This window comes from Priestia sp. YIM B13491 (assembly GCF_042787605.1).
In the GTDB taxonomy this organism is placed as follows: Bacteria; Bacillota; Bacilli; order Bacillales; family Bacillaceae_H; genus Priestia; species Priestia megaterium_E.
Genome location: NZ_JBHZOR010000004.1, coordinates 185,682 through 209,477, shown reverse-complemented (window position 1 = coordinate 209,477; position 23,796 = coordinate 185,682). Strand labels below are relative to the sequence as shown.

Below are 23,796 nucleotides of genomic sequence, written 5' to 3'. Positions count from 1 at the left end.
TAAATGATTAATTAGCTTTTTGTAACTCCTTGTGTTTTTCTAACTCATATCTTTCGGGGTGTAAGATCTTCCTTAAGAATACGCCTTTTCCTTCTTCTCCTTGATCGACTTCAAAAAAGCGCTCATACCCTTTCCTTTCATACATAGGAATCAACCACGGATGTTGATCAGAAGTAGCCAATGTAACGGCAGGTTCCCCCAATTGATCCCGAATAATTGTTTCTTCAACCCATGTTAAGAGTTTAGAACCTACTCCTTTCTTTTTAACCAAAGGATCTACCGCAAACCACCATAAGAAAGGCCAGTTCGTTATTTCTTTATACGTTCTTGCTGTAATCGTAGCTACGATTTTTTTATCACTTTCCAGTACGTAGCAGCGGCTGTTTTGAATGTTTTCTTTGACAAGTTCAATCGTTGCCGTTGCGGCTGGAAACTTAATTCCTAGCTTTCGAATCGGCTCGTATGCTCGAAGCGTTAAATCCAACAGCTCTTCAGCATCTTCTACGGTTGCTAATCGAAATAATTCACTCATTTTCTTCACCTCATTTTATAAATGTTTGAAGAGATAGATCGGCTTTATAAATCAGCTCATCCACAGCTTCCTTTAAACGACTTTTGGCATTTGCATTGTTGATGCCTGTAAAAGAGACGTATTCATGCAGCAAAAAAAGACTGCTGACCCAATAAGGTCTACCTAAAAAAGACGCTAAAAGTTTTAAATCATACTTAGCTTTTAGTAACGAATTCACATTTTCACCAATAAGAATTGGCAGAAGTATTTTTTTATGCAATAAATCTTCTGGCAATATTTTTGTTAGCCGTTCAAAAGACTGTACGTATGTTTCATTTACTCCAGATAACAGAACGACAATACTTTTAGCTTGGTTCACTTTTGAAATAAATCCCTTTACTTCTTTCTGTGCTTCCTGCTTCAAAGCGTGTACATCATGATACAAAATAGTTTCTGCGTGCACTCCTCTTGAGGTTAAGCAAGCTTCTAGCTCATCTTTCACTGAGGCTATTTGTTGATAATTATGAGAGCTCCCGTTATATAAAATACATACATCGCTCACTTTCTTCCCCTCCTTTTTACAGCAAAAAGGCTCCTGGAGTTTCCTCAGGAGCCTTTGGTAGACCAATCAGCTTTAACTGTTTCTTTGATAAAACCGGAGAATGAAGTGAAGTGTCTTTGAAACATACTCACTTAATTCTTATTTATCCAAGTTGTTTTATCGGCTTTTCTGTTTGATGATTCAACTATATAGCCTCAAAATGGCAAAGTCAACTTATTTTTTAAAAAATATTTTTCTTTTAAAAAACTCTTTTCATCTGGAAAATCCTCTGCTAAAATTAATCCCAATTATTCTTACCTTTTTTATCAACTTTAAGGAGTGTTTTCAGTGAAATTAAGTATTTTAGATCAAAGCCCCCGTTATGAAGGTGAGCGTGCTGAAGATGCATTTCAGCATACTATACAATTAGCTCAGCTAGCAGAAGAACTTGGCTACCACCGCTTTTGGGTAGCGGAGCATCATGACTCTGAACATGTTGTAGGATCATCACCTGAAGTGTTAATTTCTCACCTGCTCGCTAAAACGCATCATATCCGTATCGGCTCAGGCGGTGTTATGCTTCAGCACTACAGCCCTTATAAAGTAGCAGAAAATTTTAATGTTTTAGCCTCATTATCTCCAAATCGCATCGATCTTGGAATCGGTAGAGCACCAGGAGGACTACCTCATTCTACTCAAGCCTTGCAACAAAACTCTCAGCCTACTAAGTCCTTAACAGATAAACTGATAGAACTTAAGCAATACCTAAACGATACGCTGCCGGAAGATCACCCTCTTTACGGTTTAAAAGCCTATCCAAGGCCGGAAAAATCAGCAGATATGTTTTTACTGGGAGCAAGTGCTTCAAGCGCAGAGCTTGCGGGTTCATTAAACCTTCCTTATGTATTTGCTCAATTTATTAATGGTGATCAAAAAGTGCTAGAAGAAGCGATTTCTGTCTATAATCAGCACGTTTCATCTCGCGCCCGCTCGCTTGTCATTGCCCTTTCCGTCATCTTAGCGGATACCGTAGAAGAAGCAAAAGCATTAGCATCCAGCACAAAAATATTTAAAGTATACTTACAAAATGGGAAGTCCGCTACATTAGGCTCCAAAGAAAAAGCTGAAGAATTTGGTCAGCAGTCCAAAGAAAGCTATCGAATTGAAGAAAAAGAAGCAAACGTTATACACGGTACAAAAGAAACCGTTCGTCAAAAGCTTCAAGCTTTGAAACAGGAATTTTCTATTGATGAATTTATTATTCTTACTGCCATTCAAGATTTTGAACTAAAAAAGCGATCTTACACGCTCTTAAAAGAAGCATTCAATGAAGGAGATGTGCAGAGAACTAATCACACTCTAACTGCTTACTAATCCAGAAGCTGAGACAAAAGTATTTTAGTAGAAGTAAAAAACGCACTAATAATCAAAATTACCGATTATTAGTGCGTTTTTTTTATTGATAAGAAGAACGTACCTTTCATGTGTTTAGTTGCTTCTGGCTGGTGATTGGAGGGCAAAGCGAAGCCTTGCACGGAAATCAACAGCGGTGTAACAAGTCATCCATACTGGATCTTCTATCCCATGTGTTCGTCTATAGATTCGAGTGATTTAGTTATGTCTCAATTTCTTTGTTTTATCTACTTACCAGCAGTTCAAACAAAGTATACGCATCCCTCTCATTTTTTCAAAAAATCATTAAATTGAATCAAACGTTTTTTTATAGTACCATATGAAGATATGAGTCTAGTAGAAGAAGGGAATTTAAAAATATGCCTTACAAAATGATTGTTTTAGATTTGGATGATACACTATTATGCGATGATCACACTATTTCTCCGCGCACAAAAGAAGCATTAATGAAGGCGCAAGAATCGGGAGTGAAAGTTGTACTTGCTTCTGGACGACCAACTTACGGAATGGTTCACATCGCCAAGGAACTGGAGTTAGAAAAGTACGGAAGCTTTATTTTATCGTTTAATGGGGCAAAAATCATTAATTGCCTAACAAATGAAGAGCTATTTAGCAGCACATTATCTCCGAGAACCGTTGCACGTCTCGACGATATTAGCCGCGAAGAAGGCGTTTTAATTCATACGTACGTTGGAGATGAAATTATAACTGAAGTAGAAAATAAATTTACGGATATCGAAAGTGACATTACAGGTCTGCCGATCCGTGTTGTTTCATCTTTTACTGATGCCGTTACAGAGCCTGTTGTAAAAGTACTCATGCTTGCAGAACCGGAAATGCTGGTTCATGTTGAAAAGAAACTTCAAAAGCAGCTTCAAGGAGAGCTAAGCGTAATGCGATCTAAACCATACTTCCTTGAATTTACAGAAGAAGGCGTCACAAAAGGGACAAGTCTTCACTTATTAATTCAACAGCTTGGCATTACACGCGATGAAGTGATTGCTATTGGCGATAGTTATAATGATCTTGCCATGATTGAATTTGCAGGACTTGGGGTAGCAATGGGAAATGCTCCTGAAGATATTAAAGAAAAAGCCAACCACGTAACAGATACAAACATGAACGACGGTGTGGCAAAAGTTGTGGAAGAATTTATCTTAAAACCTGTTAGCATTTCATAAGACAAAAAAGCAGCTCGTACGAACCGAGCTGCTTTTTTGTTTTGATTTTATACTCCTAACAGTTTCATAAGAAGCGTCGCTAAAATAACAGTGGAAGCGCCTCCAAGTCTTGTTGCTACTTGAGCAAATGGCATAAGTGACATACGGTTGGAAGCTGATAAAATCGCTACGTCTCCCGTACCTCCTAAACCGCTGTGACAGCCGGTTACAATAGCAGCATCTACAGGGTGCATTTTCATCATTTTACCTACAAAATAACCCGTTGCTACCATAGCAATAACAACTGCAGCACATACGACTACATAACCTGGTGTAACAATTTTCACTACATCTTCAAGAGGAATATACAAAATTCCTAGCCCTACCATTAACGGCCATGTTAAGCTCGTAGAAATGAATTTGTACATATGATAAGCACCTTGCTCCATTTTAGCAGGCATTACTTGTAAACATTTGACTAGCGTTGCCGCTACGATCATTAAAACTGGACCTGGAATTCCTAAAAACTTATGTGCTAAGCCTCCGAAAATAAAGAAACTACATGCAATTAAAAGACCTGCGCCCATTAACGAGAAATCTACTGGTTTCTTGATATTTGTATCTTCTGAGATGCCATCTCCGCCTTTTGTCTTCACAAGAACTCCATTACCTGTTAATTCTGGCTTTTTCTCTCCTAGACGTTTCATTAAGCCAGCACATACGATAGCAACGATGTTTCCGATAACAGCAGCTGGAATCATTTGCGACACAAAAGATTCTGCTGAACTACCTAAAATTTGAGAATAAGCAAGTGAAAGCGGTAAAATACCTTCACCAATCCCTCCTCCAATAATTGGTACAACAATATAGAAAAATGTATGTTTTGCTCCGTAGCCAAATAACATCCCAACAGCTACGCCTGCAGCTACAGCGGCTAACGTACCTAATACAAGCGGTACGAACATACGTGTAAAGCCTTGAATTAAAACTTTACGGTTCATACCAAGAATACTTCCGGCTACTAAACAAGAAATATAAAGGTATAAAAAGTTTGATGTTTTCATCAAAGTTGTTACCGCTTCCATAGATGCGGGATTTAAAACATTATAAAAAACTAATACGGAAGGTACAAGCAGTGATAAAATAGCTGGTCCGCCAATATCTTTTAAAATCGGAATTTTTAATCCTAAATCACCAAGGAGCATTCCCATTACCATAATAATTGCAAATCCGCCAATCATATCTGGAGGAAGCTCGTTGTAAACGGCTGCGCCATATACAATTAATGCAAGTAAAACGTATAGCGGCAGAGGAATAACTCCTACTTTAATATTGTTGATTCGGTTCCAAAAACCCTTATTTTCAGGCTGTGAATCTTGAGTAAACGTTTCCAATTTACGTGCTGTATTCATCTCATAACCCCCTGTGGTTCTAATATAGAGAATCATACACAAATTTCAAAAAACTATATACGTTATGTAACTTAAGAATTCTTTTTGTAACTAAAAAAAGCACAGCTTCTTTTTTCAGAAGCTGTGCTTTTTCTATCTAAAAATTAAGCATTTACTGTTTCTAAAGCTTTAATTTCTTTGTATGTTGGTTCCCACATTGCCGCTTTTACTGCCGCTTTAACATCTGTTGGAACTTCTTTTGCAACGCCATCTTTAATTGCTGCGTTAGCAACCGCTAAAGCAACGTTATATGATACTTCACGTAATTCTTCTACGCGTGGTAGTAATGAAGCACCCGGCTTGCTGCTGTCTACCATTTGAGCTACAGCATGTGCACATGCTGCAAACATGCTGTCTGTAATAACTTCTGCTTTTACCACGATTGATCCTAGACCAAGACCAGGGAAAACAAAAGCATTATTAGATTGACCAATTTCATATTCCACACCATCGTAGTTAACTGGTTCAAACGGACTTCCAGTCGCTACAAGCGCTTTTCCTTCTGTCCAATTTAATAGGTTTTCAGGAGTAGCTTCCGCAAGCGGAGTCGGATTTGACATCGGTAAAATAGCTGGGCGTTCTACATGCTTCGCCATTTCTTTTATGATTTCTTCTGAGAATGCGCCTGCTACACCAGACGTACCAATTAAGATTGTTGGCTTCACTTGTCTGACAACTTCTAAAAGAGAAATTTTGTCTTCTTCACGGTTCCAGTCCTTCACTTCTTCTGCTTTTCGTGCATAAGGCGTTTGGAAACCTAATAAGTCGTCCATATCATCTGTTAAAAGACCTCGGAAATCAACTGCCCAGAAGTTTTTGTATGCTTCTTCTTCTGTAATACCGTCTAATACCATTGCGTCACGAACTTGATCCGCAATACCGATACCTGCTGTACCCGGTCCAAAGATTAAAACGCGGTGGTCACGAAGTGGCATTTTAGACACTTGAACTGCTGAGAAAATAGCGGCAAGCGTTACAGCACCTGTTCCTTGGATATCATCATTAAACGTTAAAATTTCTTTTCCGTACTTGTTAATAATGTTACGAGCATTTACATTACCAAAATCTTCCCAGTGTAACAGTGCATTAGGGAATATTTCAAGAGATTTTGAAATGAATTGATCTACGAAATGATCATAGCGTTCACCGCGGATACGTTCATGACGGTTTCCGATATATAAAGGATCATTTAATAATTTTTCGTTGTTTGTTCCTACATCAAGAACAACTGGAAGCACTCTGCTTGGATCGATTCCTGCTGCAGCTGTATATACCGCTAATTTACCGATAGCAATATTAATACCGCCAACGCCCCAGTCGCCAATTCCTAAAATACTTTCTGAATCTGTAATAACCATTAAATCAATGTCTTCACTATTTGCATCGATATTTTTAAGAGCTTCTTCAATGCCCTCTACATTATCGATTGATAAGTATACGCCACCCGGACGGCGATATTCGTGGCTGTACTCTTGGATTGCTTGTCCAACTGTTGGTGTATAAACAACAGGAAGCATTTCTTTTAAGTGATCTTGCAATAAACGATAAAATAATACAGCATTACGGTTTTGTAAATCGTTTAAATATACATTCTTACCAAGGTTATCTGGCTGAGCTAAAAATTGCTCATATGCACGTTTTGCTTGCTCATCTAAAGTTAAAGTCATTGGAGGAAGTAAACCTTCTAATCCTAACGTTTTGCGCTCTTCTTTTGTAAAAGCTACCCCTTTGTTTAACATTGGAGCTCCTAAAATTTCTTTCCCGCGTAAAGTCGTTTCGATTGTTTCATTATCTGCAAAAAATACGTTGCGCATACGACTATCTTCCTTTCTGTAGACTTGTATGACAAGCATACAAGTTGGTTAGATTTAAGTAATTAACATCTTATATGGATATTACATATTATTCAAATGTCCGTTAACTTTTTATGAATAGCATGCTAATTCATTTGACAATAGTATATTTTATGCCTATCTATTTCTACTGTCAACTATTTTAGTAGAGCAATTTTTTAGTTATAAAGAGGTGGAAATTTCTGAATTTAATATCTTTTATTAATTTTCTTTTTATATAGGTATTAAGAACCTTATTTACAATGGTTATTTCTTTTTGAGAGTTAAAATGGTTCTTTAATATGGAAAAAATGTTTAATTATAAAAAATTTATTTTAAAATAATTTCAGTTTACCTTTAAAAGAATAATTTTTATTTTTTTGTCTATGCTGATTAGTAAATTACTATGAATATTCTTTCTCTTCTCTCTATACATATAAACTACATAGTTCTTTTTTATAATAATGGAGGTTATTATATGTTAAAACCAGATACAGCTATTATTTTTGGATTTCTTATCGAAGAGGCGTCCAGTCGATTAGACGATCAAGAAATTAAAGAAATTGCGGCTAAAGAGCTAGAAAATGGAGAATTGGTTTTTGAAGAAGCGAGTTATTTTTATAAACGCTTTTTTATTCCGGCTTCCTCTGAATTAAGACAAGCTCTTCGCCGAGAGGTCTTATCACTTCATTTAACATTAAATCAAATCAAAAATGCGCATGGCAACGGATCCATGTCTAAGATTGCTCATATGCATCAAATTATTGCAGAAACTGAAAAATCAACAAACGAACTAAACAGACTTTTAAATCTTGCATTTTACGAAGGTGAAGACGATCAGACATACGCCTCCTTCATGAATATTTTTTCAAATAAATCATAAAAAAACCGCCCTTGAGGACGGTTTTTTTTATTGAACACCTTTCATTAAACGCTGAATTTTTGGCGAAATCATTAGTACAATTACACCTAAAATGACCGACACTCCGCCCAATGCAGCAAAATAAACAACTTGAGAAATGTTTTCATAATATTGAACAAGCTGAGCATTGATTGCCTGCGCCGCTGCGCTTGTTAGGAACCATAAACTCATCGTCTGAGCAGAAAACGCTGCAGGTGCTAGTTTTGTTGTAGTTGATAGCCCTACTGGTGATAAACAAAGCTCTCCAACTACAACTAAGAAGAAGCTTAGCACTAGCCATAGCGGGCTCGCTAACGTTTCATTTCCATGAATGCTAGCCGGGATAACCATGACAAGGAAAGAAAGTCCTGCAAATAAAAGTCCTAATGAAAACTTCTTTGGTGTAGAAGGCTGTCTGTTTCCTAATTTTACCCAAATCGCTGCAAAAACTGGCGCAAATATAATAATGAATAGCGGATTTAACGATTGGAACCAGCCAACTGGAATTTTAAAACCACCATACGTTAGCTGCGTATGATCTTTTGCATACGTTGCTAAAATTGTTGACCCCTGCTCTTGAATCGCCCAGAACATTACTCCAGAGATAAAAAGAGGAATGTACGCTAATACGCGTGAACGCTCATCAGCTGTTGTCTTGGGGCTCTTATACATAACAACAAAGTAAATAATAGGAATAACTATCGCTAAAATACTTACAAATAAAATAACACCTTCAACAGTTAAAATACCCGCTAAAGAAGTCAGTACAATAAAGATTGCCAGTACAACTACAACAAGTGCAATGGTACCAAAAACTTTTTTGCGTTCTTCTGGTTTTAAAGGGTTTGGAACTTGTCTGCCTGCACGACCTAGGTTTTTGCCTCTTGTAGCCATAAATACGATTAGACCTAAAAGCATTCCTACTGCCGCGATTCCAAAACCTAAATGGTAGTTATACTTTTCACCTACTGTTGAAACAACTAGCGGCGCGATAAATGCTCCAGCATTCACACCCATATAGAAGATACTAAATCCAGCATCTCGACGGTTATCAGTCGGGCTATACATATCGCCCACAACGCTCGAAACGTTTGGTTTTAATAAACCTGTTCCGATGATAATCAAGAACATTGAAATAAACAGCGCTGTTACACCTGCCGGCAACGCAAGCACTAAATGCCCCAGCATAATAAATATACCACCGTAAAACACCGTATTAGACGTACCTAAAATGCGGTCTGCAATCCAACCGCCAATAATTCCAGACATATAAACAAGGGAACCATAAATAGAAAAGATCGCTAAAGCGGTTCCTTGTTCCATTCCTAATCCACCGTTTGCAATTGTATCGTACATGTACAATACAAGTAGCGCACGCATTCCATAGTATGAAAAACGTTCCCAGAATTCTGTAAAGAACAAGGTAAATAACCCTTTAGGATGTCCGAAGAATCCTTTTTGAGGAACTGTTTCATACACTTTTTCTCTCTCTACCGACATATTCCTTAACCTCTCTTTCAACCGTAAACCACCATAGACAAAACTATCAAAAAATTATGATGATATAAAAAAATAGAAACAAGAAAATTTTATTCTTATAAAATGATTCTGTCAATATCAGAATTTTACAATGAGTGCATAAAATACGATTTTCCATTATAAAATTGCACCTATAAAAAGCTTTAAATCAAGATTTCTTTTCTTAAAATATCTTTTTGAAATTTTTTTATACAAAACCCTTGATTACAAAGCATCTGATTATCTACTTTTCATACAACCAGATAATATTTTCCTTTTTGGAAATTTTTTCTTTGAATTTAAAAAGGAATTTTATTATTTTTTCATTATGCTTCCCTCAATCAAAAATATACTTTTTCAGAATAATAAAAACCTCTTTAAAAACATCTCTTTTGTTATAGTAGATACTCATTTTTCTCCTATGTATTACCTTTAATATAAGTCATCCTCATTTTTTTATGTAAAAAAAGAGATAAAAGGTTTATTTTTTACCTCTTTTTTCACTGTACCTACAATTTTACGTATTCACCGTTTACCATTTGTCCTTTGTGAAGAGGAACCACACCTTCTTCTTTAGTGTATACAATCGTTCCTCTATTAATGGTAGTTAAAATAACGCTATTAAATACTGTTCCTTCATATATACTGTGCTTATGTTTGAAAACCATTCCTTCTTTTGTCACTTTTTCAGTTTGATCCAGATCAACGATAACCAAATCCGCATCGGATCCCAGCAAGATGGTTCCTTTTTTAGGATATAAACCGAAACGTTTAGCTGGATTGGTTGATACAAGCTTTGAAATGCGAGAAAGAGAAATCCCTCTAGTGATGGCTCCCTCACTAATCATTGCTTGCAAAGAGTACTGGCCGCCTGATATTCCACCCCAAACTTTAAATAAATCATTCTGATGAGCGGTTTTTAACTCAATCGGGCAAGGAGAATGATCAGAAGAAATCATATCTATTTCCTCTGATTGGATACAAGCCCATAATTTTTCTTTTTGACTCCTGCTGCGAAGAGGAGGTGCACACTTAGCCGTTACGCCAATTTCTTCAAAGTCTTCCTCTGTAAAGAGTAAATAATGCGGACATGTTTCCAGCGTAACGTTCATTCCATTCTTCTTTGCTTCCGTAATAAGCTGCACTGCTTCAGAGCTGCTAATGTGTACAAAGTGAAGCGGACATCCCGTTTCTTCACCGTACTCAAGCGCTTGCTTTACTGCGTTTACTTCTGCTACGACCGGTCGCGTTTCTAAATAATCTTTAATAGCAGTTTGCTTTTGCTTCTGTTTAGCCTGTTCAAGCTTTTGTATTAAGTCATTTCTTTCAGCATGCAGGGCAAGCACTTTATTTAGTTTTGCAATCTCTTTCATTCCTTCGTATAATGTGAGGTCATCTGAGAAATCAAATTCAGAACCGGCTTCTGACATAAATGCTTTAAAACCTATTACACCCGAATGAGCCATTTTGGCTAATTCTTCTTTATTACCAGGAACCAACCCTCCCCATAGACCATAATCTACTACTGACTTTTGATCAGCCAGCTTTTTCTTTTCCCACAGCGCTGCTTCTGTTACGGTAGGAGGAACGCCGTTTAAAGGCATATCAAAATATGTAGTGCAGCCTCCCGCAGCCATAGACGCTGAACCGTAGTCAAACCCTTCCCAATGGTCTCGGCTCGGTTCATCAAAATGCACGTGAATATCAATCATTCCAGGCAGAACATATTTGCCTTTAGCATCTACGTATTTTTTTGCTGGTGTGCTAACACCTTGCGCTATTTCTGCAATCTTTCCTTTTTTAATCCCTATATCCGCTGTTACTATTTCGTCTTCTAATACGACCGAACCATCCCTAATAATTAAATCGTACATGTTATCAAACTCCCCTTTATTTAACTACTCCGTCTTCTTATTAAACGAAGCAGTCTGCTATTGTTCTATCATGCATTGTTTCCTTCAAAAAGTCTTTATCCTTGTAAAGAAACCTGACACATAGACTGGTTATTACGCTAGTAAATATAACTGAATTATCTGATTTTCACACTCGCTATTTTGTCTAAACTTTTCTTTTTTATTTGGTCACTTTCACTAACTAAAAAGAGATTGAGATATAAATAAATGAATGGACGAACAAATTGAATAAAGGGACCAGTATAGATCGCTTGTGACACTGCTGTTGATTTCCGTCCAAGCCTTTCGTTTCTGCCGGCTCTCACCTCCTGTTTCGCTTTTCCCGCAGGAGTCTTCGCCTTGCCTACCAATCAACAGCTAGAAGCAACTACATACGTAAAACCTACGTTCACCCTAACCATAAAAAAATCCGAATGAGTTTGATTCCCCATCAAGAATCAAACTCGTTCGGATCTTCCTTCAACTAATTTTGTCACAGCCTCTTTTAACTCTTTTTCACTTTTTGTGACATTGGCAACCTTACTGTAAATGTACTTCCTTTTTCTTGTTCACTTTCTACGTCAATTTTTCCTTTATGTGTTTCTACAATCCATTTAGCTATGGCTAGGCCTAGCCCGTGACCTCCCATTTGACGGGATCGGGATTTATCAGCACGATAAAAGCGGTCAAAGATCCGATCCTTTTCGTCAGGATGAATTCCAACTCCTGTATCACGTACTTTTAATATACATTCACTCCCATGCTGAACTACTTGAATGTTTACACTTCCATGAGGAGTCGTATATTTAATAGCATTGTCTAACAAAATGTAAATCAGCTGAGTTAGACGCTCTTGATCTCCAGTTACGACTAATTTTCCGGGCGTATCTAGCTGTAAATCAATAGGTTTGGAAATGGCCAGAGTTTCAACAGATTCCATTACCTTTTGCACCGCGTCTGTAATATCAAAGGGCATCATTGCTTTTTCTACTTTATTAGAATCTGAGCGTGCAAGCGTAAGTAAATCACTGACGAGACTCGTCATTCGCTTCACTTCAGCTTTCATATTATTAATTAATTTTTTAGAGAAAGGATCTTCTGTTACTTCCTCCTGCATTTCTAAAGCATTGATAGAAGAAAGCATAACGCTAAGCGGCGTTCTTAACTCATGGGACGCATCCGCCACAAACTCTTTTTGCTTTTGGAAAGCTGTTTCAATTGGGACCATCGCACGTTTTGACATTAAACGGCTGATATAAATGGCTACTCCTACAAACAGTACGGTAAGGCTCAGCATAATAATGAGGAGCCACTTTAACAGCTGATAAAGAAACGAAACGTCTTTTCCAATATAAAGCATCCCTAAAAATTGGCCTTTATAAAAAATAGGTTCACCCGCCATCATCAAATCAATATCTATTTTGCCTTCTCCGTTTTGCCCTTTTACTCCTTCAATGTGTTCAAAACTAGGACGTGGGGCTTTTATTCGTTCTTTCCTCACTTCATTTTCAATAGGGATCCATCCATCAATTAAATCTAACAAGTTAGAGCGAAGACGCTCACTCGCTTCGTTCCCCATAATAAGGTCCCCTTCAGGACTGATGACATAATAAAAAAATTGATCTTCACCGGCTACGACAATGTTTTTGTACTCTTCTTTCGACTGTTGATTCGAGCTGTTTACCGCTTGTTTAATTAAGATGCTTTGGACAATTCGAGACTCTTGTTTTAGCATGCTATTTAAGTTTTGCTGCTGACTGTTGGATACAACCACATATACCAATGCATAAACAATAAACACGAATAATAGCAGAAACAGCATTAGCAATGCGCTGTATCGGAATGTTAAACGATTTTGCGTCTGGCTGAATAAATCTTGCTTTACTTTTTGTTTTACTTTCTGTTTAGCCCTCGTAAGAAGTTTAGCTTTCAATTTTGTAGCCTACTCCGCGAATGCTTTGAATAAGATCTTGTTTGTTGAATTTCTCTAGTTTTTTCCGCAAAAGTTTAACCGTCGCATCAATCGTTTTAATCGAAACATCTGATTCATATCCCCATACCCGGTCTAAAATAATATCTCGAGAAAGAACTTGTCCTTTGTTTTTCACTAAAAAATCTAGCAGTTGAAATTCACGAGGACTTAATTGAATAAACTCCTCGTCAAACTGCACGGTTTGACTTGCTCTTTTTAATATCATGCTGGCAATCTCTACTTCTTCTTCTAAAATCGGTGCATAATTACGACGAGACAAAGCGCGAAGCCTTGCAAGCAGCTCGTCAATTTCAAATGGCTTAATAACGTAATCATCCGCTCCCGCATCTAAGCCTTGTATACGATCTTGAACCGCATCTTTTGCTGTTAACATAAGAATAGCTCCGGCGTATCCTTCTTTTCTTAGACGTTTACATACATCGATTCCGTCTCCATTGGGCATCATCCAGTCAAGAATTAACACATCATAATGCGCTTCAGATGCATAATCATATGCATCATTCCCTTCCGTCACCCATTCGACGTTATAGCCTCCTTTTTTCTTCAGCATATAACTAACTAATTCACCTAGCTGCAAATCATCTTCTGCTAGCAGTACGTTCATTCTGCGTAACTCCTTCCTTCATTTGATACATTTTCCTGCATCCTTTTGTTTACTTTATTATACAAAAAGAATCAGCAGAAACAAGCTGCCTCTACTGATCACTTTTCATTTTAATTTTCCCTATCTGTATTAAGAATGCCTAACGATTTGATTTGAATATGAAGGATTTGATCCATTAACAGTTTCTGTGACCTTTACAACACGCCGGCATATCTCAGCTCGTACACCTCTGTGCTTCAATTGCTCGACGATTTTTTCTAATTTGCTATAAGACGCTGTTTGTTTCATATCCATCCCCTCATTTCGTTAAGGTATTATTTATGAATCAAGTTTGTTTGTAATATCATACTTTTTCTTTAGCTTTTGTAACCACGTTGGATACTCTGTTTGGTATTTTTGATCAAGCAGCGTTTGCTTGATTTTTGCTTTGCTATTTTCATATGTTGCTTTTTGCGCTTCTTTTTTGCCTGTTACTTTAATAATGTGATAACCGTATTCTGTTTTAACAGGATCACTTACTTCATTTACCTTCATTGAAAATGCTTTGTTGGCAAAAGCTTCGACCATATCGCCTTTTTTGAAGTATCCAAGGTTTCCACCATCTGATTTAGAAGCTGTATCTGTTGAATATTCTTTTGCTAGCTTCGCAAAATCTTCTCCTTTATCAAGCTTAGCCTTTACTTCTTTCGCTGTCTTTTCGTCTGCTACTAAGATGTGGCTAGCTTTCACCTGTGCTTCTGTAGCTAGTGAATCTTTATTTTGATTAAAGTACGATTTCATTTCACTATCTTTAATATTAATAGTCGACTCGACCATTTTTTTTGCCTCAATATTCGTCTTTAAATCTTTTTTCAGCTCTGACAATTTTACACCGCTAGATGCTAATGCTTGATTTAATGCATCTTCTCCCCCGTACTGACTTTTAAGGTTTTCTAATTCAGCATTAATTTCTTTATCGGTTACTTTAATATTTTGTTTAGCTGCTTCTTTTGAAATGACTTTTTGTTCAATCAATGAATCAAGGACACTTGATCCTCCTTGAGCAAGAAGAGCATCGTACAGCTGATCTTTTGTGATTTTTTCATCACCAACGGTAGCAACCACCTTTGATTTATTCATTGCTACGGCACCGATAGCTACTGCAGCAATAACCACAACGGCTGCAATAATCATAATTATTTTGTTTTTAGACATCATTAAACTCCTTTTCCATTTCTCATTACTTACCTAAACTTAAACTTTTGCGCCTTGGTAACGGTTTAAGCTCAATTAAAGGTCTTGCAATAGTGGATACGTATTTACTCGACAACAACCACGCCAATACACAAGCTCCAATTAGAAGAATACTGTATCCTTGTACACTTTCTATCCAGTCTCCAAAAGAAGATAGGCGGATATATTTAATCAGAAACCCATGTAGCAGATATACATAAAAGGTTTGAGCACCTCGAGATGTAAAGGACATCGTTTGTGTAGGGATCAAAGCTAGAAAGGAAATCGTCATTGCTAAGCTGATGCTATAAAATAGCGTACGAATGGTCATTCCCTCTAATTGATTTACACCTAAAGAGGCATAAGATTTTGAACCAAATAACCACTCTTTCTCAAAATCCGGTGCTATATACTGGATCCATAGAGCAATAATCAGCAAAGTGCCTCCAGCTACTTTTTTGCAAGAAACCGACGTCAACTTTTTAAAATGTTCTTTTTTCATATAAAATCCTGCTAAGAAGAAGGGAAAGAACACAAAGGTTCTAGAAAGGCTCAACGTTGTTTCCAGCGGTTCACATAAGCCAATCATAATTCCTAAAACTGCCGCAACGGCTAAAGGATATTTGATTTTTGTAAAAATGAACAACATGGCGTTCCAACAAAATAAACTCAACAAAAACCATAGCGACCAAGCTGGCTGAAACACTGAAACTTCGAATGCGGATTCATCATACAGTTTATAGTCGTATACCGCATAGATAAGTTGAAAAATAATATAAGGAAGTAATACTTTCTTCGTCATCTTCCACATGTATCCCTTTTTTCGGTATCCCTTTGCAAAATAGCCGCTTATTAAAATAAACGCTGGCATATGAAAGGTGTAAATAAATATGTAGAGCGTTCGTAGCCACTGTTCATCATTGATAAAGGGAGTTAACAAATGGCCAAACACTACTAATACAATTAAGATAAACTTTACGTTATCAAAATACGCATCCCGCTTAGCCATTTGACCTCCTCCTTTCTTTCGCGTTCTACGGATCTGTACGACGTGCTGCTGCGAATATCTTTTCTTTACATTCCTTACTATACATAGTGAAAATGAAAAAACAGTGAAAACCTTGCTTACTTCTATTTTTAAATAAGGCGCGGCTAAATAAGTTTGACAAATGACTCCTCTTTCTCTACTATATAGATACGCACCCTATCCAATTCAATTTCGCTTGTTGCGGGACACTTAACCAGTACGGATGGATAGGGTGTTTTTGTATGCAAAAAAAGCAGAAGACCTAGGTCTTCTGCTTTTTATTTTGCTATAGGCTGACTTTCGTTTTTTCTATTTCCTTTTTTATTTTTCAAATAATAAAACAGATAACAAAAAAGGACAAATGGGATACCGCAGTATAATGCGATACGCTGACTCTCATCAAAAGCCAGTCCTACACAAGCAGCAAAGCATAAAACAAACGCTAAAATAGGTACAATAGGATATAAAGGAGCTTTGTAAACAAGCTTCGATACATCATTCCCTTCTTTAATATAGCGTCTTCTGAACATAAAGTGAGAAGCCGCAATAGCCATCCATACAGCTACAACCGCAAATCCAGAAATAGAAACTAATACTAAGTAAACAGTTGTTGGTGCAACTACGCTTGACAGCAAGGACAGACATGCCACTCCCATGCTGATAAGCAACGAATTAAATGGAACCCCTTTAGACGTTACTTTTCCTAACCAAGTGCTGACCATTTTTTGATCAGATAATGACCATAGCATTCTTGAACATGCGTATAATCCTGCATTAGCGTTTGATAATAAAGCTGTTAAAATAACCAAGTTCATGATATCTGCTGCGTAAGGAATACCTATTTGATCGAATACCGTTACAAATGGACTTTCTAACACTCCTGCTTGTTTCCATGAAATCAATCCAGATAGTACAAACATGGCGCCAATAAAAAAGAAGAACGTACGCCAAATGATATTTTTAATTGCGCGAGGTATGTTCTTTTCCGGATCCTCTGTTTCCCCAGCCGTAATACCAATTAATTCTGTTCCCGAAAAAGCAAAGCTAACAGAAACCATCGTAATTAATACAGGCATAAGTCCATTTGGAAATAAACCGCCCTCTCCTGTAAAGTGAGAAAGCATCGGCGCTTTTTCATGACCGCTAAGGGGAATGAATCCAAACATCGCTGCTGCGCCTAAAATAATAAATACAATAATGGTTAATACTTTAATACTTGAAAACCAAAATTCTGTTTCACCGAAAAAACGTACAGATGTTGCATTTAAACCAAATAATAAAAGGGCAAACAGCGCGCTCCATATCCAAACCGAAACGTCAGGAAACCATCTTTGCATAAGCAATCCAGACGCTGTAAACTCCGAACCGACAGACACCACCCAAGTCAGCCAGTAAAGCCAGCCAACCGCAAAACCAGTTCCCGGCCCGATAAACTTCGTAGCGTATACTTGAAATGATCCTGACACAGGCATTGCTACGCTTAGTTCCCCTAGACATATCATGACTAAATACATAATTAATCCACCGATTAAATAAGCAAGGAGTGTTCCCCCAGGACCTGCTGCATTAATTGTGTAGCCTGAATTAAGAAACAGCCCCGTACCGATAACACCGCCAAGAGAAATCATAAATAAATGACGGCTTTTCATTTTTCTTTGTAACTGATTCATAGATGTTGTATTCTCTCCCATTATGTACCTCCTTTTTATAGTAAACCCATCTAAAAACTTGGTTTATTTACATATTCTTTATAGTCTCTTCTCTGAAGGAGTAGGCTCTATTTCTTCGATATGTACAAATTTTGTATATTGTATACAATATACACTTCTTAAATCTTTTTTCGATTATATCATTTTTCAGATTTTTTACAACAATCAATAGTAAAAAATATTTCAATAATTCTATTTTTTATATTCTAACTAAGATTAGACGAAGTGATATGATATGATTATTTTTACACCTGTACGTTCTTTCACGCTATTTTTATACTCTTTCATCACCATGACATGATGAGAAAGAACGGCTGATGCGATATTTATTTTAGGGGGAAACAATGAACAAGGGGCCTATGATTTATCATTCATTAAAAGATCATGTATATAACTACATAGCAAGTCAAATTCAAGACGGTACACTGCTGCCTAACGACAAAATAAATGAAGCCAGCATTTGTTCTCAGCTGAATGTCAGCCGAACGCCTGTGAGAGAAGCGCTTATTAAACTGGCATCAGACAACCTATTAGAGTACAGACCGCGCAGAGGATTTACCGTAAAGGAAATTGATACACCAAAAAAACTAGAAGTATTTGAAATCGTCGGTGCTTTAGATGGTCTTGCAGCTTCCCTGTCGATTGATCACTTAACGGAAGACGATTTTACGAAGATGGATGAGCTTATTAAAAAAATTGATGTTTCGATTGAATTAGAAAATTATCAGGATTATCAAAAATACCAAACGTATTTTCATCGAGTATATTTGAACCGATGCGGTAATGTGACCTTAAAAGAACAGCTTATATCTTTACAAGACGGATTCATCAGACAAACGTACTTTAGCGATGACAATAAAGAGCTATACGCCATTTTACATGTGATGAATGAACATCACCGCCATATTCTAAAACTTCTGAAGCAGAAAAATAAGGCGGATGTTCAGCTTTACCTTCAAAATGTCCACTGGAAAATCGAATATCCAGAAATGATTTGATCAAAAAGAGGTTAAGGCATAACTAAATCAATCCAGTCAACAGCTAGAAGCAACAAAATACATGAAACCTACGTTTATCATACCAATAAAAAAATCCGAACGAAGTTGATTCTCCATCAAGAATCTTAATTCATCGTTCGGATCTTCTTTCAACTAACATACTGTTGTCGCAGCCTCTTTTATTTTGCTATAGAAGAACGTTGTTTTTCTTCGGTTACATACCAAATGAATTTTCCTGTATATCCGTAAATAACCGCCAAAATAATAGAGACAAAGCTTAGCCACATAAACGGCAGATAAGCGAATGTAGAAATCCCAAGCGTTGTAGCTAAAAATACACCGTTGTCCGTCCACGGAACCATCCCTGAAGTTAAGGTTCCCCCTACTTCCGAGTTACGGGCAAGCACCAGACGCTGTATTCTTAACTTGTCATAACTTTTCTCCATAATTTTCGGCGTTAAAATTAATGAAACATACATTGCACAACCAAATATATTCCCTAATAGCCCAACGAAAATAGTAGAAGCCGTAACGTTTCCAGAATTGACAAGAATTTTTTCGAATTTAGATAGCAGGACTTCTAAGACACCGAGCTCATCTAATAACCCGCCAAAGCCTAGTCCAAAAATAATGACAATAATGGAACCGACCATGCTTAAAATTCCGCCACGATTTAACAGCTCACTTAAAAATGTGTTGTCGGTATTAATTTTAAATCCTTCATAAGCCGTATTAAATGCGCTCGCCACATCCATATGTTGAAAGACAACTGCCCATATAATTCCTAATAATGAGCCAATGGCAATTGATGGAAGAGAAGGTTTCTTTAATGCTAAAAGGACAATAACAGCCAAAGCCGGAATCAGCATCCACCCGCTGATATGGAATGTATCCAACAGCGAAGATTTTAATCCGTCTACCCGTCCAGCATCAAAATCTTTTCCTCCATACATAAACCCTGTTACCGTAAATAATACTGCCGTAATGACGTAAGCAGGAATATCCAACACTAACATTGCTTTTACATGATCAATAACGTTCACTCGAGCCATTGACGCAGATAAAATGGTACTGTCAGAAAGAGGAGAAAGCTTGTCTCCAAAATAAGCTCCTGAAATCACAGCTCCAGCTACTAAAGGAAGCGGCATACCTAAGCCTTGTCCGATTCCCATCATCGCGATTCCGGCTGTACCAACCGTTCCCCAAGATGTTCCTGTTGAAATCGAGGTAATAGAGCAAATGATAAGTGTAGCAAGTAAAAAGAATGTTGGATTAATAAACTCTAGTCCAAAGTAAATAAGAGAAGGAACAACTCCTCCGGCAATCCATGTTCCAATTAACGTACCGACGGCTAATAAAATTAAAATAGCTTCTAAACCGTTTGATATTCCTCTTGTAATGGCTCCTTGCAGCTGATTATACGTATACCCAAGTCGTACTCCTAGCGCCATAACAATAAACCATGAAATAAATAAAGCGAGCTGAATAGGTAAATCCAAAACAGTTGCAAATGAAATAACAACTGCTAAAAATAAAGCAAGCACAATCATTATTTCCCACATAGATGGTAAACGGGTTGTGTTCAAACTAGCTCCTCCTAAACTGGTATGTAGATTCTGGAATGTGGTATCGTTTAAGAGTAAAACGTCCTTATTTCATTCTTTAATTGTTCCTCTTACTGCTTGAACGTATGTACTTCTTTGAATGCTTAAACAACAAACTGCATCTTTTTAAGAACATAAAATAAGGTTACTCGTGTAAACAATAAGCCATTTTTTCTTTTATCCAGTGGTCATAATACCACAAGAGCGTGCTTTCTTACAAGACTAGTTATAAAGCGCTTTCTGTTTATTTATACATTTTAATACATAAATATATTTTATTTATTTCATTCAACGAAAAGAGGTAAGTAACGTGAAAGAATATGCAACATTTGCGGGAGGATGCTTTTGGTGCATGGTCGCTCCTTTTGATCAGCTTCCAGGAATCAGCAGTATTCGCTCGGGCTACGCTAAAGATGAACAAATCACTTCTGAAGCTAAACAGGAAAGCGAATACGTAGAAGCAGTACAAATTGTATGGGACCCCTCTCATATTACGTTTGAAGAACTGCTTAACCTGTATTGGCAGCAAATTGACCCTACGGATTCCGGCGGACAGTTTTCAGACCGCGGACCGTCCTATCGAGCCATTATTTTTTATCACAACGAAAAACAAAAAAAAGCGGCTTTCGATTCTAAAAAAAAGCTAGCCCAAAGCGGGCGCTTTAAGCGTCCCATCGTCACACCTATTTTACCTTTTTCTTCTTTTTGCGAAGCAGAAGAACAGCAGCAGGATTATTATCGAAAAAACGCATTTCACTATAAATTATACAAAGAAGGATCGGGGCGGACTGATTTTCTGACACAGCATTGGCCAAAGGACCGCTCCTATCTAAAAGAGGTCCTAACGCCCATGCAATATTTTGTTACGCAGGAAAATGGAACCGAACCTCCTTTTACAAATTTATATTGGAATAACAAAAAACAAGGAATTTACGTTGATCTTCTAACGGGAGAAGCACTGTTTAAAACGTCAGATCAACTCCCTTCCCATACAGGGTGGCCTGTTTTTAAACGCCCTATTTTATACGGAAATATAAAAAAAGTTCCGATGCAGCATGAAACAGCACTAAAAAGCAAAGAAGGAAATAACTATTTGGGTTTACTATTAACCGAAGAAAACAGCGAATACTATCAAGTAAATTCCGCGGCTTTGCGCTTCATTCCAAAAGAGAAGCTTAAAGAAGAAGGGTATGAAGACTTTTTAATTTTGTTTTGATACTTATACTTTTTTAAAAGGATAAAAATAAGCCGTGACTTGATTGGCATAGTGCACAATTAAATCGCGATTGTCTGCCGGACGCAAAAAAGGCTGAGTAATAGAATCATCTCTTATTTCACACTCTCCTTTTTGCAGCTCCCAAGGATCATGATAAAGGTCTCCTCTATAGACATTTCCTTGATGAGTGGTAAATAAGCAGTAGCGCTCTGTAAGCCAATGAGCTACTTCTCCTTTTCTACTGCGATAGGACGGAGAAGTACCTCTATATGTAAGCTTTACTCGCTCTTTTTTTGAGTCTCTGTGCGTGCGAACTGACTGAAAAGAAATATGGTTCTGAGTTTTGTTGAATGTCATAGCAGCGTGGTAATAAGGCAAATGAAAAAACTGACGAGCAATCCATACCCCTAGCGGATTGCTTGCGTCTAAACTAAAAAAATAAACGCCTTTTTCCCCTTTATATGTAACATATGTACGCACATTCAGCTCATATAGCCGTGAAAAGATGGGAACTGCGGGCGTTCCTTTAAATCGAATGTCTGTCATCGTAAAAGGCACCAGTGCAATCCATCCTTGACCATCATAGGTGTCAGGCTCTAACTGACTAGGCAATAAAGAAGCCAAAAATGCCGGATCTACAGGCCAATGAATAAACAGTAAATCTTTCCACGTTTGTTTCATTATCCAATTATTTTTCACTTCTTGGTCCCTCCTTTTTCTAGGTGTTCTTTCCCATTAATTCAGCGGCTGCCGATTTGCCTGACAAATATGCGCTCTCTAACCGTGAGTGATTCGTCTCGTCTTCCCTTCTTAAAAAAGCATCTCCTGCCACCAGTAGCGACGGCATAATTTTAGCAAAGGGCTGATGAAGAACTTGTTCAACCTCTGCATAGCGCCATTTCTTTAACTGAATGCTTTTAATATGATTCGCATCTATCCATTCTTTTATTTCATTTTTTATCGCCTGCAGCAACTCATGTTCATGCTCATCAAAATGTTTTTCTGACCAGTCTTTATTCGTATATATGCTAAGAACGGGCGTCTTTGATATTCCTTTTTGCTCATGATTAACGATTCTTTGGATTGTGCTAGATGGATTCATGATTTGACCATGATCACCATACAGCATCTCTGTGTAAAGCTCCACGATAGCAACCAAGCAGGGACTAAATTTCAGTGTTTTAAGAATAGATTGGTCCGCTTGCAGCTTACTATTATTAAGTACCTCAATAACCTGAGGAGACGGAGGTGTAAGAATGATATCAGTCGCTTCAAAAATCTCATTTTCTTCCGTATACAGCTGATACCTTCCGTTTTGAAAATCAATGGCTTGAACTTTTCGATTCACGTATACGCGTAGATCTTCAGCTAAATATTTAGCTAGCGCATTCATGCCATTCGGACTGTGATACCGAGGGTGATGGTCACCAAACCACTTCTTAACCTTTCTATCAGCTATCCATTTATTTACGTCTTGTTGAAATTCATCGGATCTCACTGTAAAAAATTGAGCTCCGTGATCTGCTTTTCCATCCCCTACTCTTCGGGTAGCCATTCGTCCCCCTACACTTTTACCCTTATCAAGAAGAAAGACCTCTATTCCCTCTTTTTGTAATTCAGCCGCTGCTGTAAGGCCCGTCATTCCAGCACCTACTATTCCTACTCGTCTCATTTTTTCCTCCTTATTTAACGCATTTACTTACAGTATAAAAAAAGCGGAATGATTGAGCTAATTTAAACTGTCTTTTTCATTTAACTGCGTTTCTGCTTGTCTCAAAAAAATAGTCTACGATTCCTTTCAGCTGAGTATACTTGTTATATACAAATATACATTTACCTGCTAGCACGTCTATAGATAGGAGGACTGTCATATGATGCTCTATGATATTAAGCACAAAGTATATTACGAAGTATTTAATACAGCTCGCCCTAAAATGAAGGACGCTCACCAAGGCCGAAGCTGGGGATATGTTTATAAAAATCTCAATGGACAACCTACAAAGTTTTGGATTGACTTTACGCATGGACGTTTTATGTACTTTCAAGTTGAAGACAAGTGGTATCGGGTGCAATATTTGCAGTCCAATGATAAGAAAAAAACAGCGGATGTCTTTAAAGGCGCTCTCATTGACTTGATTTTAGATGGAATGGACCTCAAGTTAGTACGAGGAAACTTTGAAAAGAGAAGACTCTTAGCTTTATAACACATAGAAA

At 37.4% G+C, this 23,796-nt stretch carries 20 protein-coding genes; 6 read left to right on the top strand and 14 right to left on the bottom strand.

Annotated elements, in window-relative coordinates; translation table 11 throughout:
* Positions 1 to 7: 7 nt before the first annotated feature.
* Both ACFX4E_RS16015 and ACFX4E_RS16010 read right to left on the bottom strand, forming a co-directional pair.
* On the bottom strand, positions 8 to 532 hold the full coding sequence (locus ACFX4E_RS16015; RefSeq protein ID WP_028408748.1) for a GNAT family N-acetyltransferase: 525 nt from the start codon (positions 530 to 532) through the stop codon (positions 8 to 10).
* 10 nt (positions 533 to 542) lie between these two features.
* Positions 543 to 1,073 carry a hypothetical protein gene (locus ACFX4E_RS16010; protein ID WP_098333287.1) on the bottom strand — a complete coding sequence of 177 codons (531 nt, stop codon included), beginning with the start codon at positions 1,071 to 1,073 and terminating at the stop codon, positions 543 to 545.
* Positions 1,074 to 1,400: 327 nt separating this feature from the next.
* Here ACFX4E_RS16010 and ACFX4E_RS16005 point away from each other — a divergent pair, with 327 nt between their 5' ends.
* Together ACFX4E_RS16005 and ACFX4E_RS16000 are read left to right on the top strand one after the other, a co-directional pair.
* Positions 1,401 to 2,426, top strand: coding sequence for an LLM class flavin-dependent oxidoreductase (locus tag ACFX4E_RS16005; protein ID WP_377258656.1), 1,026 nt, complete (start codon positions 1,401 to 1,403; stop codon positions 2,424 to 2,426).
* A 398-nt stretch (positions 2,427 to 2,824) separates the two neighbouring features.
* Positions 2,825 to 3,646 carry a Cof-type HAD-IIB family hydrolase gene (locus ACFX4E_RS16000; RefSeq protein ID WP_028408751.1) on the top strand — a complete coding sequence of 274 codons (822 nt, stop codon included), beginning with the start codon at positions 2,825 to 2,827 and terminating at the stop codon, positions 3,644 to 3,646.
* 47 nt (positions 3,647 to 3,693) lie between these two features.
* Here ACFX4E_RS16000 and ACFX4E_RS15995 read toward each other — a convergent pair whose 3' ends face one another.
* Both ACFX4E_RS15995 and ACFX4E_RS15990 read right to left on the bottom strand, forming a co-directional pair.
* Positions 3,694 to 5,037, bottom strand: a complete 1,344-nt coding sequence (locus tag ACFX4E_RS15995) for a 2-hydroxycarboxylate transporter family protein (RefSeq protein WP_013082898.1) — start codon at positions 5,035 to 5,037, stop codon at positions 3,694 to 3,696.
* A gap of 143 nt (positions 5,038 to 5,180) precedes the next feature.
* On the bottom strand, positions 5,181 to 6,890 hold the full coding sequence (locus ACFX4E_RS15990) for an NAD-dependent malic enzyme (protein WP_028408752.1): 1,710 nt from the start codon (positions 6,888 to 6,890) through the stop codon (positions 5,181 to 5,183).
* A gap of 496 nt (positions 6,891 to 7,386) precedes the next feature.
* Between ACFX4E_RS15990 and ACFX4E_RS15985 the strand changes: the two genes are divergently transcribed.
* Positions 7,387 to 7,791: a hypothetical protein gene (locus ACFX4E_RS15985; protein ID WP_028408753.1), complete on the top strand. Its 405-nt coding sequence runs from the start codon at positions 7,387 to 7,389 to the stop codon at positions 7,789 to 7,791.
* Positions 7,792 to 7,818: 27 nt separating this feature from the next.
* On the opposite strand, the gene ACFX4E_RS15980 is transcribed toward ACFX4E_RS15985, so the two are convergent.
* The 7 genes from ACFX4E_RS15980 to ACFX4E_RS15950 form a co-directional block, all read right to left on the bottom strand.
* A complete protein-coding gene (locus tag ACFX4E_RS15980; RefSeq protein WP_028408754.1) occupies positions 7,819 to 9,309 on the bottom strand; it encodes a peptide MFS transporter in 1,491 nt (496 codons plus the stop codon).
* 527 nt (positions 9,310 to 9,836) lie between these two features.
* Positions 9,837 to 11,201, bottom strand: coding sequence for an allantoinase (locus tag ACFX4E_RS15975; RefSeq protein WP_098249871.1), 1,365 nt, complete (start codon positions 11,199 to 11,201; stop codon positions 9,837 to 9,839).
* A 523-nt stretch (positions 11,202 to 11,724) separates the two neighbouring features.
* Positions 11,725 to 13,152 carry a sensor histidine kinase gene (locus ACFX4E_RS15970; protein ID WP_060747387.1) on the bottom strand — a complete coding sequence of 476 codons (1,428 nt, stop codon included), beginning with the start codon at positions 13,150 to 13,152 and terminating at the stop codon, positions 11,725 to 11,727.
* Positions 13,142 to 13,816: a response regulator transcription factor gene (locus ACFX4E_RS15965; protein WP_013056756.1), complete on the bottom strand. Its 675-nt coding sequence runs from the start codon at positions 13,814 to 13,816 to the stop codon at positions 13,142 to 13,144. Before ACFX4E_RS15965 ends, ACFX4E_RS15970 begins: the two co-directional genes overlap by 11 nt.
* A gap of 318 nt (positions 13,817 to 14,134) precedes the next feature.
* Positions 14,135 to 15,010 carry a peptidylprolyl isomerase gene (locus tag ACFX4E_RS15960; protein ID WP_098249873.1) on the bottom strand — a complete coding sequence of 292 codons (876 nt, stop codon included), beginning with the start codon at positions 15,008 to 15,010 and terminating at the stop codon, positions 14,135 to 14,137.
* A 25-nt stretch (positions 15,011 to 15,035) separates the two neighbouring features.
* Positions 15,036 to 16,037, bottom strand: a complete 1,002-nt coding sequence (locus ACFX4E_RS15955) for an acyltransferase family protein (RefSeq protein ID WP_377258659.1) — start codon at positions 16,035 to 16,037, stop codon at positions 15,036 to 15,038.
* A gap of 296 nt (positions 16,038 to 16,333) precedes the next feature.
* Positions 16,334 to 17,746: an amino acid permease gene (locus ACFX4E_RS15950; protein ID WP_025752074.1), complete on the bottom strand. Its 1,413-nt coding sequence runs from the start codon at positions 17,744 to 17,746 to the stop codon at positions 16,334 to 16,336.
* 362 nt (positions 17,747 to 18,108) lie between these two features.
* Here ACFX4E_RS15950 and ACFX4E_RS15945 point away from each other — a divergent pair, with 362 nt between their 5' ends.
* Positions 18,109 to 18,762 (top strand): GntR family transcriptional regulator, encoded by a 654-nt coding sequence (locus ACFX4E_RS15945; protein WP_377258662.1) that lies wholly within the window; start codon positions 18,109 to 18,111, stop codon positions 18,760 to 18,762.
* A 179-nt stretch (positions 18,763 to 18,941) separates the two neighbouring features.
* Here ACFX4E_RS15945 and nhaC read toward each other — a convergent pair whose 3' ends face one another.
* Complete coding sequence (nhaC, locus tag ACFX4E_RS15940) at positions 18,942 to 20,348, bottom strand: Na+/H+ antiporter NhaC (protein ID WP_098967245.1); 1,407 nt, start codon at positions 20,346 to 20,348, stop codon at positions 18,942 to 18,944.
* Positions 20,349 to 20,676: 328 nt separating this feature from the next.
* Here nhaC and msrA point away from each other — a divergent pair, with 328 nt between their 5' ends.
* On the top strand, positions 20,677 to 21,582 hold the full coding sequence (gene msrA / locus ACFX4E_RS15935; protein ID WP_098579558.1) for a peptide-methionine (S)-S-oxide reductase MsrA: 906 nt from the start codon (positions 20,677 to 20,679) through the stop codon (positions 21,580 to 21,582).
* A gap of 3 nt (positions 21,583 to 21,585) precedes the next feature.
* On the opposite strand, the gene ACFX4E_RS15930 is transcribed toward msrA, so the two are convergent.
* Both ACFX4E_RS15930 and ACFX4E_RS15925 read right to left on the bottom strand, forming a co-directional pair.
* Positions 21,586 to 22,281 carry a YqjF family protein gene (locus tag ACFX4E_RS15930; protein ID WP_136789405.1) on the bottom strand — a complete coding sequence of 232 codons (696 nt, stop codon included), beginning with the start codon at positions 22,279 to 22,281 and terminating at the stop codon, positions 21,586 to 21,588.
* Between the two features lie 19 nt (positions 22,282 to 22,300).
* Entirely contained in the window at positions 22,301 to 23,254 is a 954-nt protein-coding gene (locus ACFX4E_RS15925) for an NAD(P)/FAD-dependent oxidoreductase (RefSeq protein ID WP_028408763.1), read from the bottom strand.
* Between the two features lie 199 nt (positions 23,255 to 23,453).
* Here ACFX4E_RS15925 and ACFX4E_RS15920 point away from each other — a divergent pair, with 199 nt between their 5' ends.
* Positions 23,454 to 23,786: a hypothetical protein gene (locus ACFX4E_RS15920; RefSeq protein ID WP_013056747.1), complete on the top strand. Its 333-nt coding sequence runs from the start codon at positions 23,454 to 23,456 to the stop codon at positions 23,784 to 23,786.
* The last annotated feature ends 10 nt before the right edge of the window (positions 23,787 to 23,796 follow it).

Bases quoted from the DNA above. Each gene is read 5' to 3' on its own strand.
- ACFX4E_RS16000 (WP_028408751.1), top strand. From the start codon at position 2,825: ATGCCTTACAAAATGATTGTTTTAGATTTGGATGATACACTATTATGC.
- ACFX4E_RS15950 (WP_025752074.1), bottom strand. From the start codon at position 17,746: ATGGGAGAGAATACAACATCTATGAATCAGTTACAAAGAAAAATGAAA.
- ACFX4E_RS15985 (WP_028408753.1), top strand. From the start codon at position 7,387: ATGTTAAAACCAGATACAGCTATTATTTTTGGATTTCTTATCGAAGAG.
- ACFX4E_RS15925 (WP_028408763.1), bottom strand. From the start codon at position 23,254: ATGAGACGAGTAGGAATAGTAGGTGCTGGAATGACGGGCCTTACAGCA.
- ACFX4E_RS15995 (WP_013082898.1), bottom strand. From the start codon at position 5,037: ATGAATACAGCACGTAAATTGGAAACGTTTACTCAAGATTCACAGCCT.
- ACFX4E_RS15945 (WP_377258662.1), top strand. From the start codon at position 18,109: ATGAACAAGGGGCCTATGATTTATCATTCATTAAAAGATCATGTATAT.
- ACFX4E_RS15980 (WP_028408754.1), bottom strand. From the start codon at position 9,309: ATGTCGGTAGAGAGAGAAAAAGTGTATGAAACAGTTCCTCAAAAAGGA.
- ACFX4E_RS15920 (WP_013056747.1), top strand. From the start codon at position 23,454: ATGATGCTCTATGATATTAAGCACAAAGTATATTACGAAGTATTTAAT.
- ACFX4E_RS15975 (WP_098249871.1), bottom strand. From the start codon at position 11,201: ATGTACGATTTAATTATTAGGGATGGTTCGGTCGTATTAGAAGACGAA.
- ACFX4E_RS15955 (WP_377258659.1), bottom strand. From the start codon at position 16,037: ATGGCTAAGCGGGATGCGTATTTTGATAACGTAAAGTTTATCTTAATT.
- ACFX4E_RS15960 (WP_098249873.1), bottom strand. From the start codon at position 15,010: ATGTCTAAAAACAAAATAATTATGATTATTGCAGCCGTTGTGGTTATT.
- ACFX4E_RS15990 (WP_028408752.1), bottom strand. From the start codon at position 6,890: ATGCGCAACGTATTTTTTGCAGATAATGAAACAATCGAAACGACTTTA.
- ACFX4E_RS15965 (WP_013056756.1), bottom strand. From the start codon at position 13,816: ATGAACGTACTGCTAGCAGAAGATGATTTGCAGCTAGGTGAATTAGTT.
- ACFX4E_RS16015 (WP_028408748.1), bottom strand. From the start codon at position 532: ATGAGTGAATTATTTCGATTAGCAACCGTAGAAGATGCTGAAGAGCTG.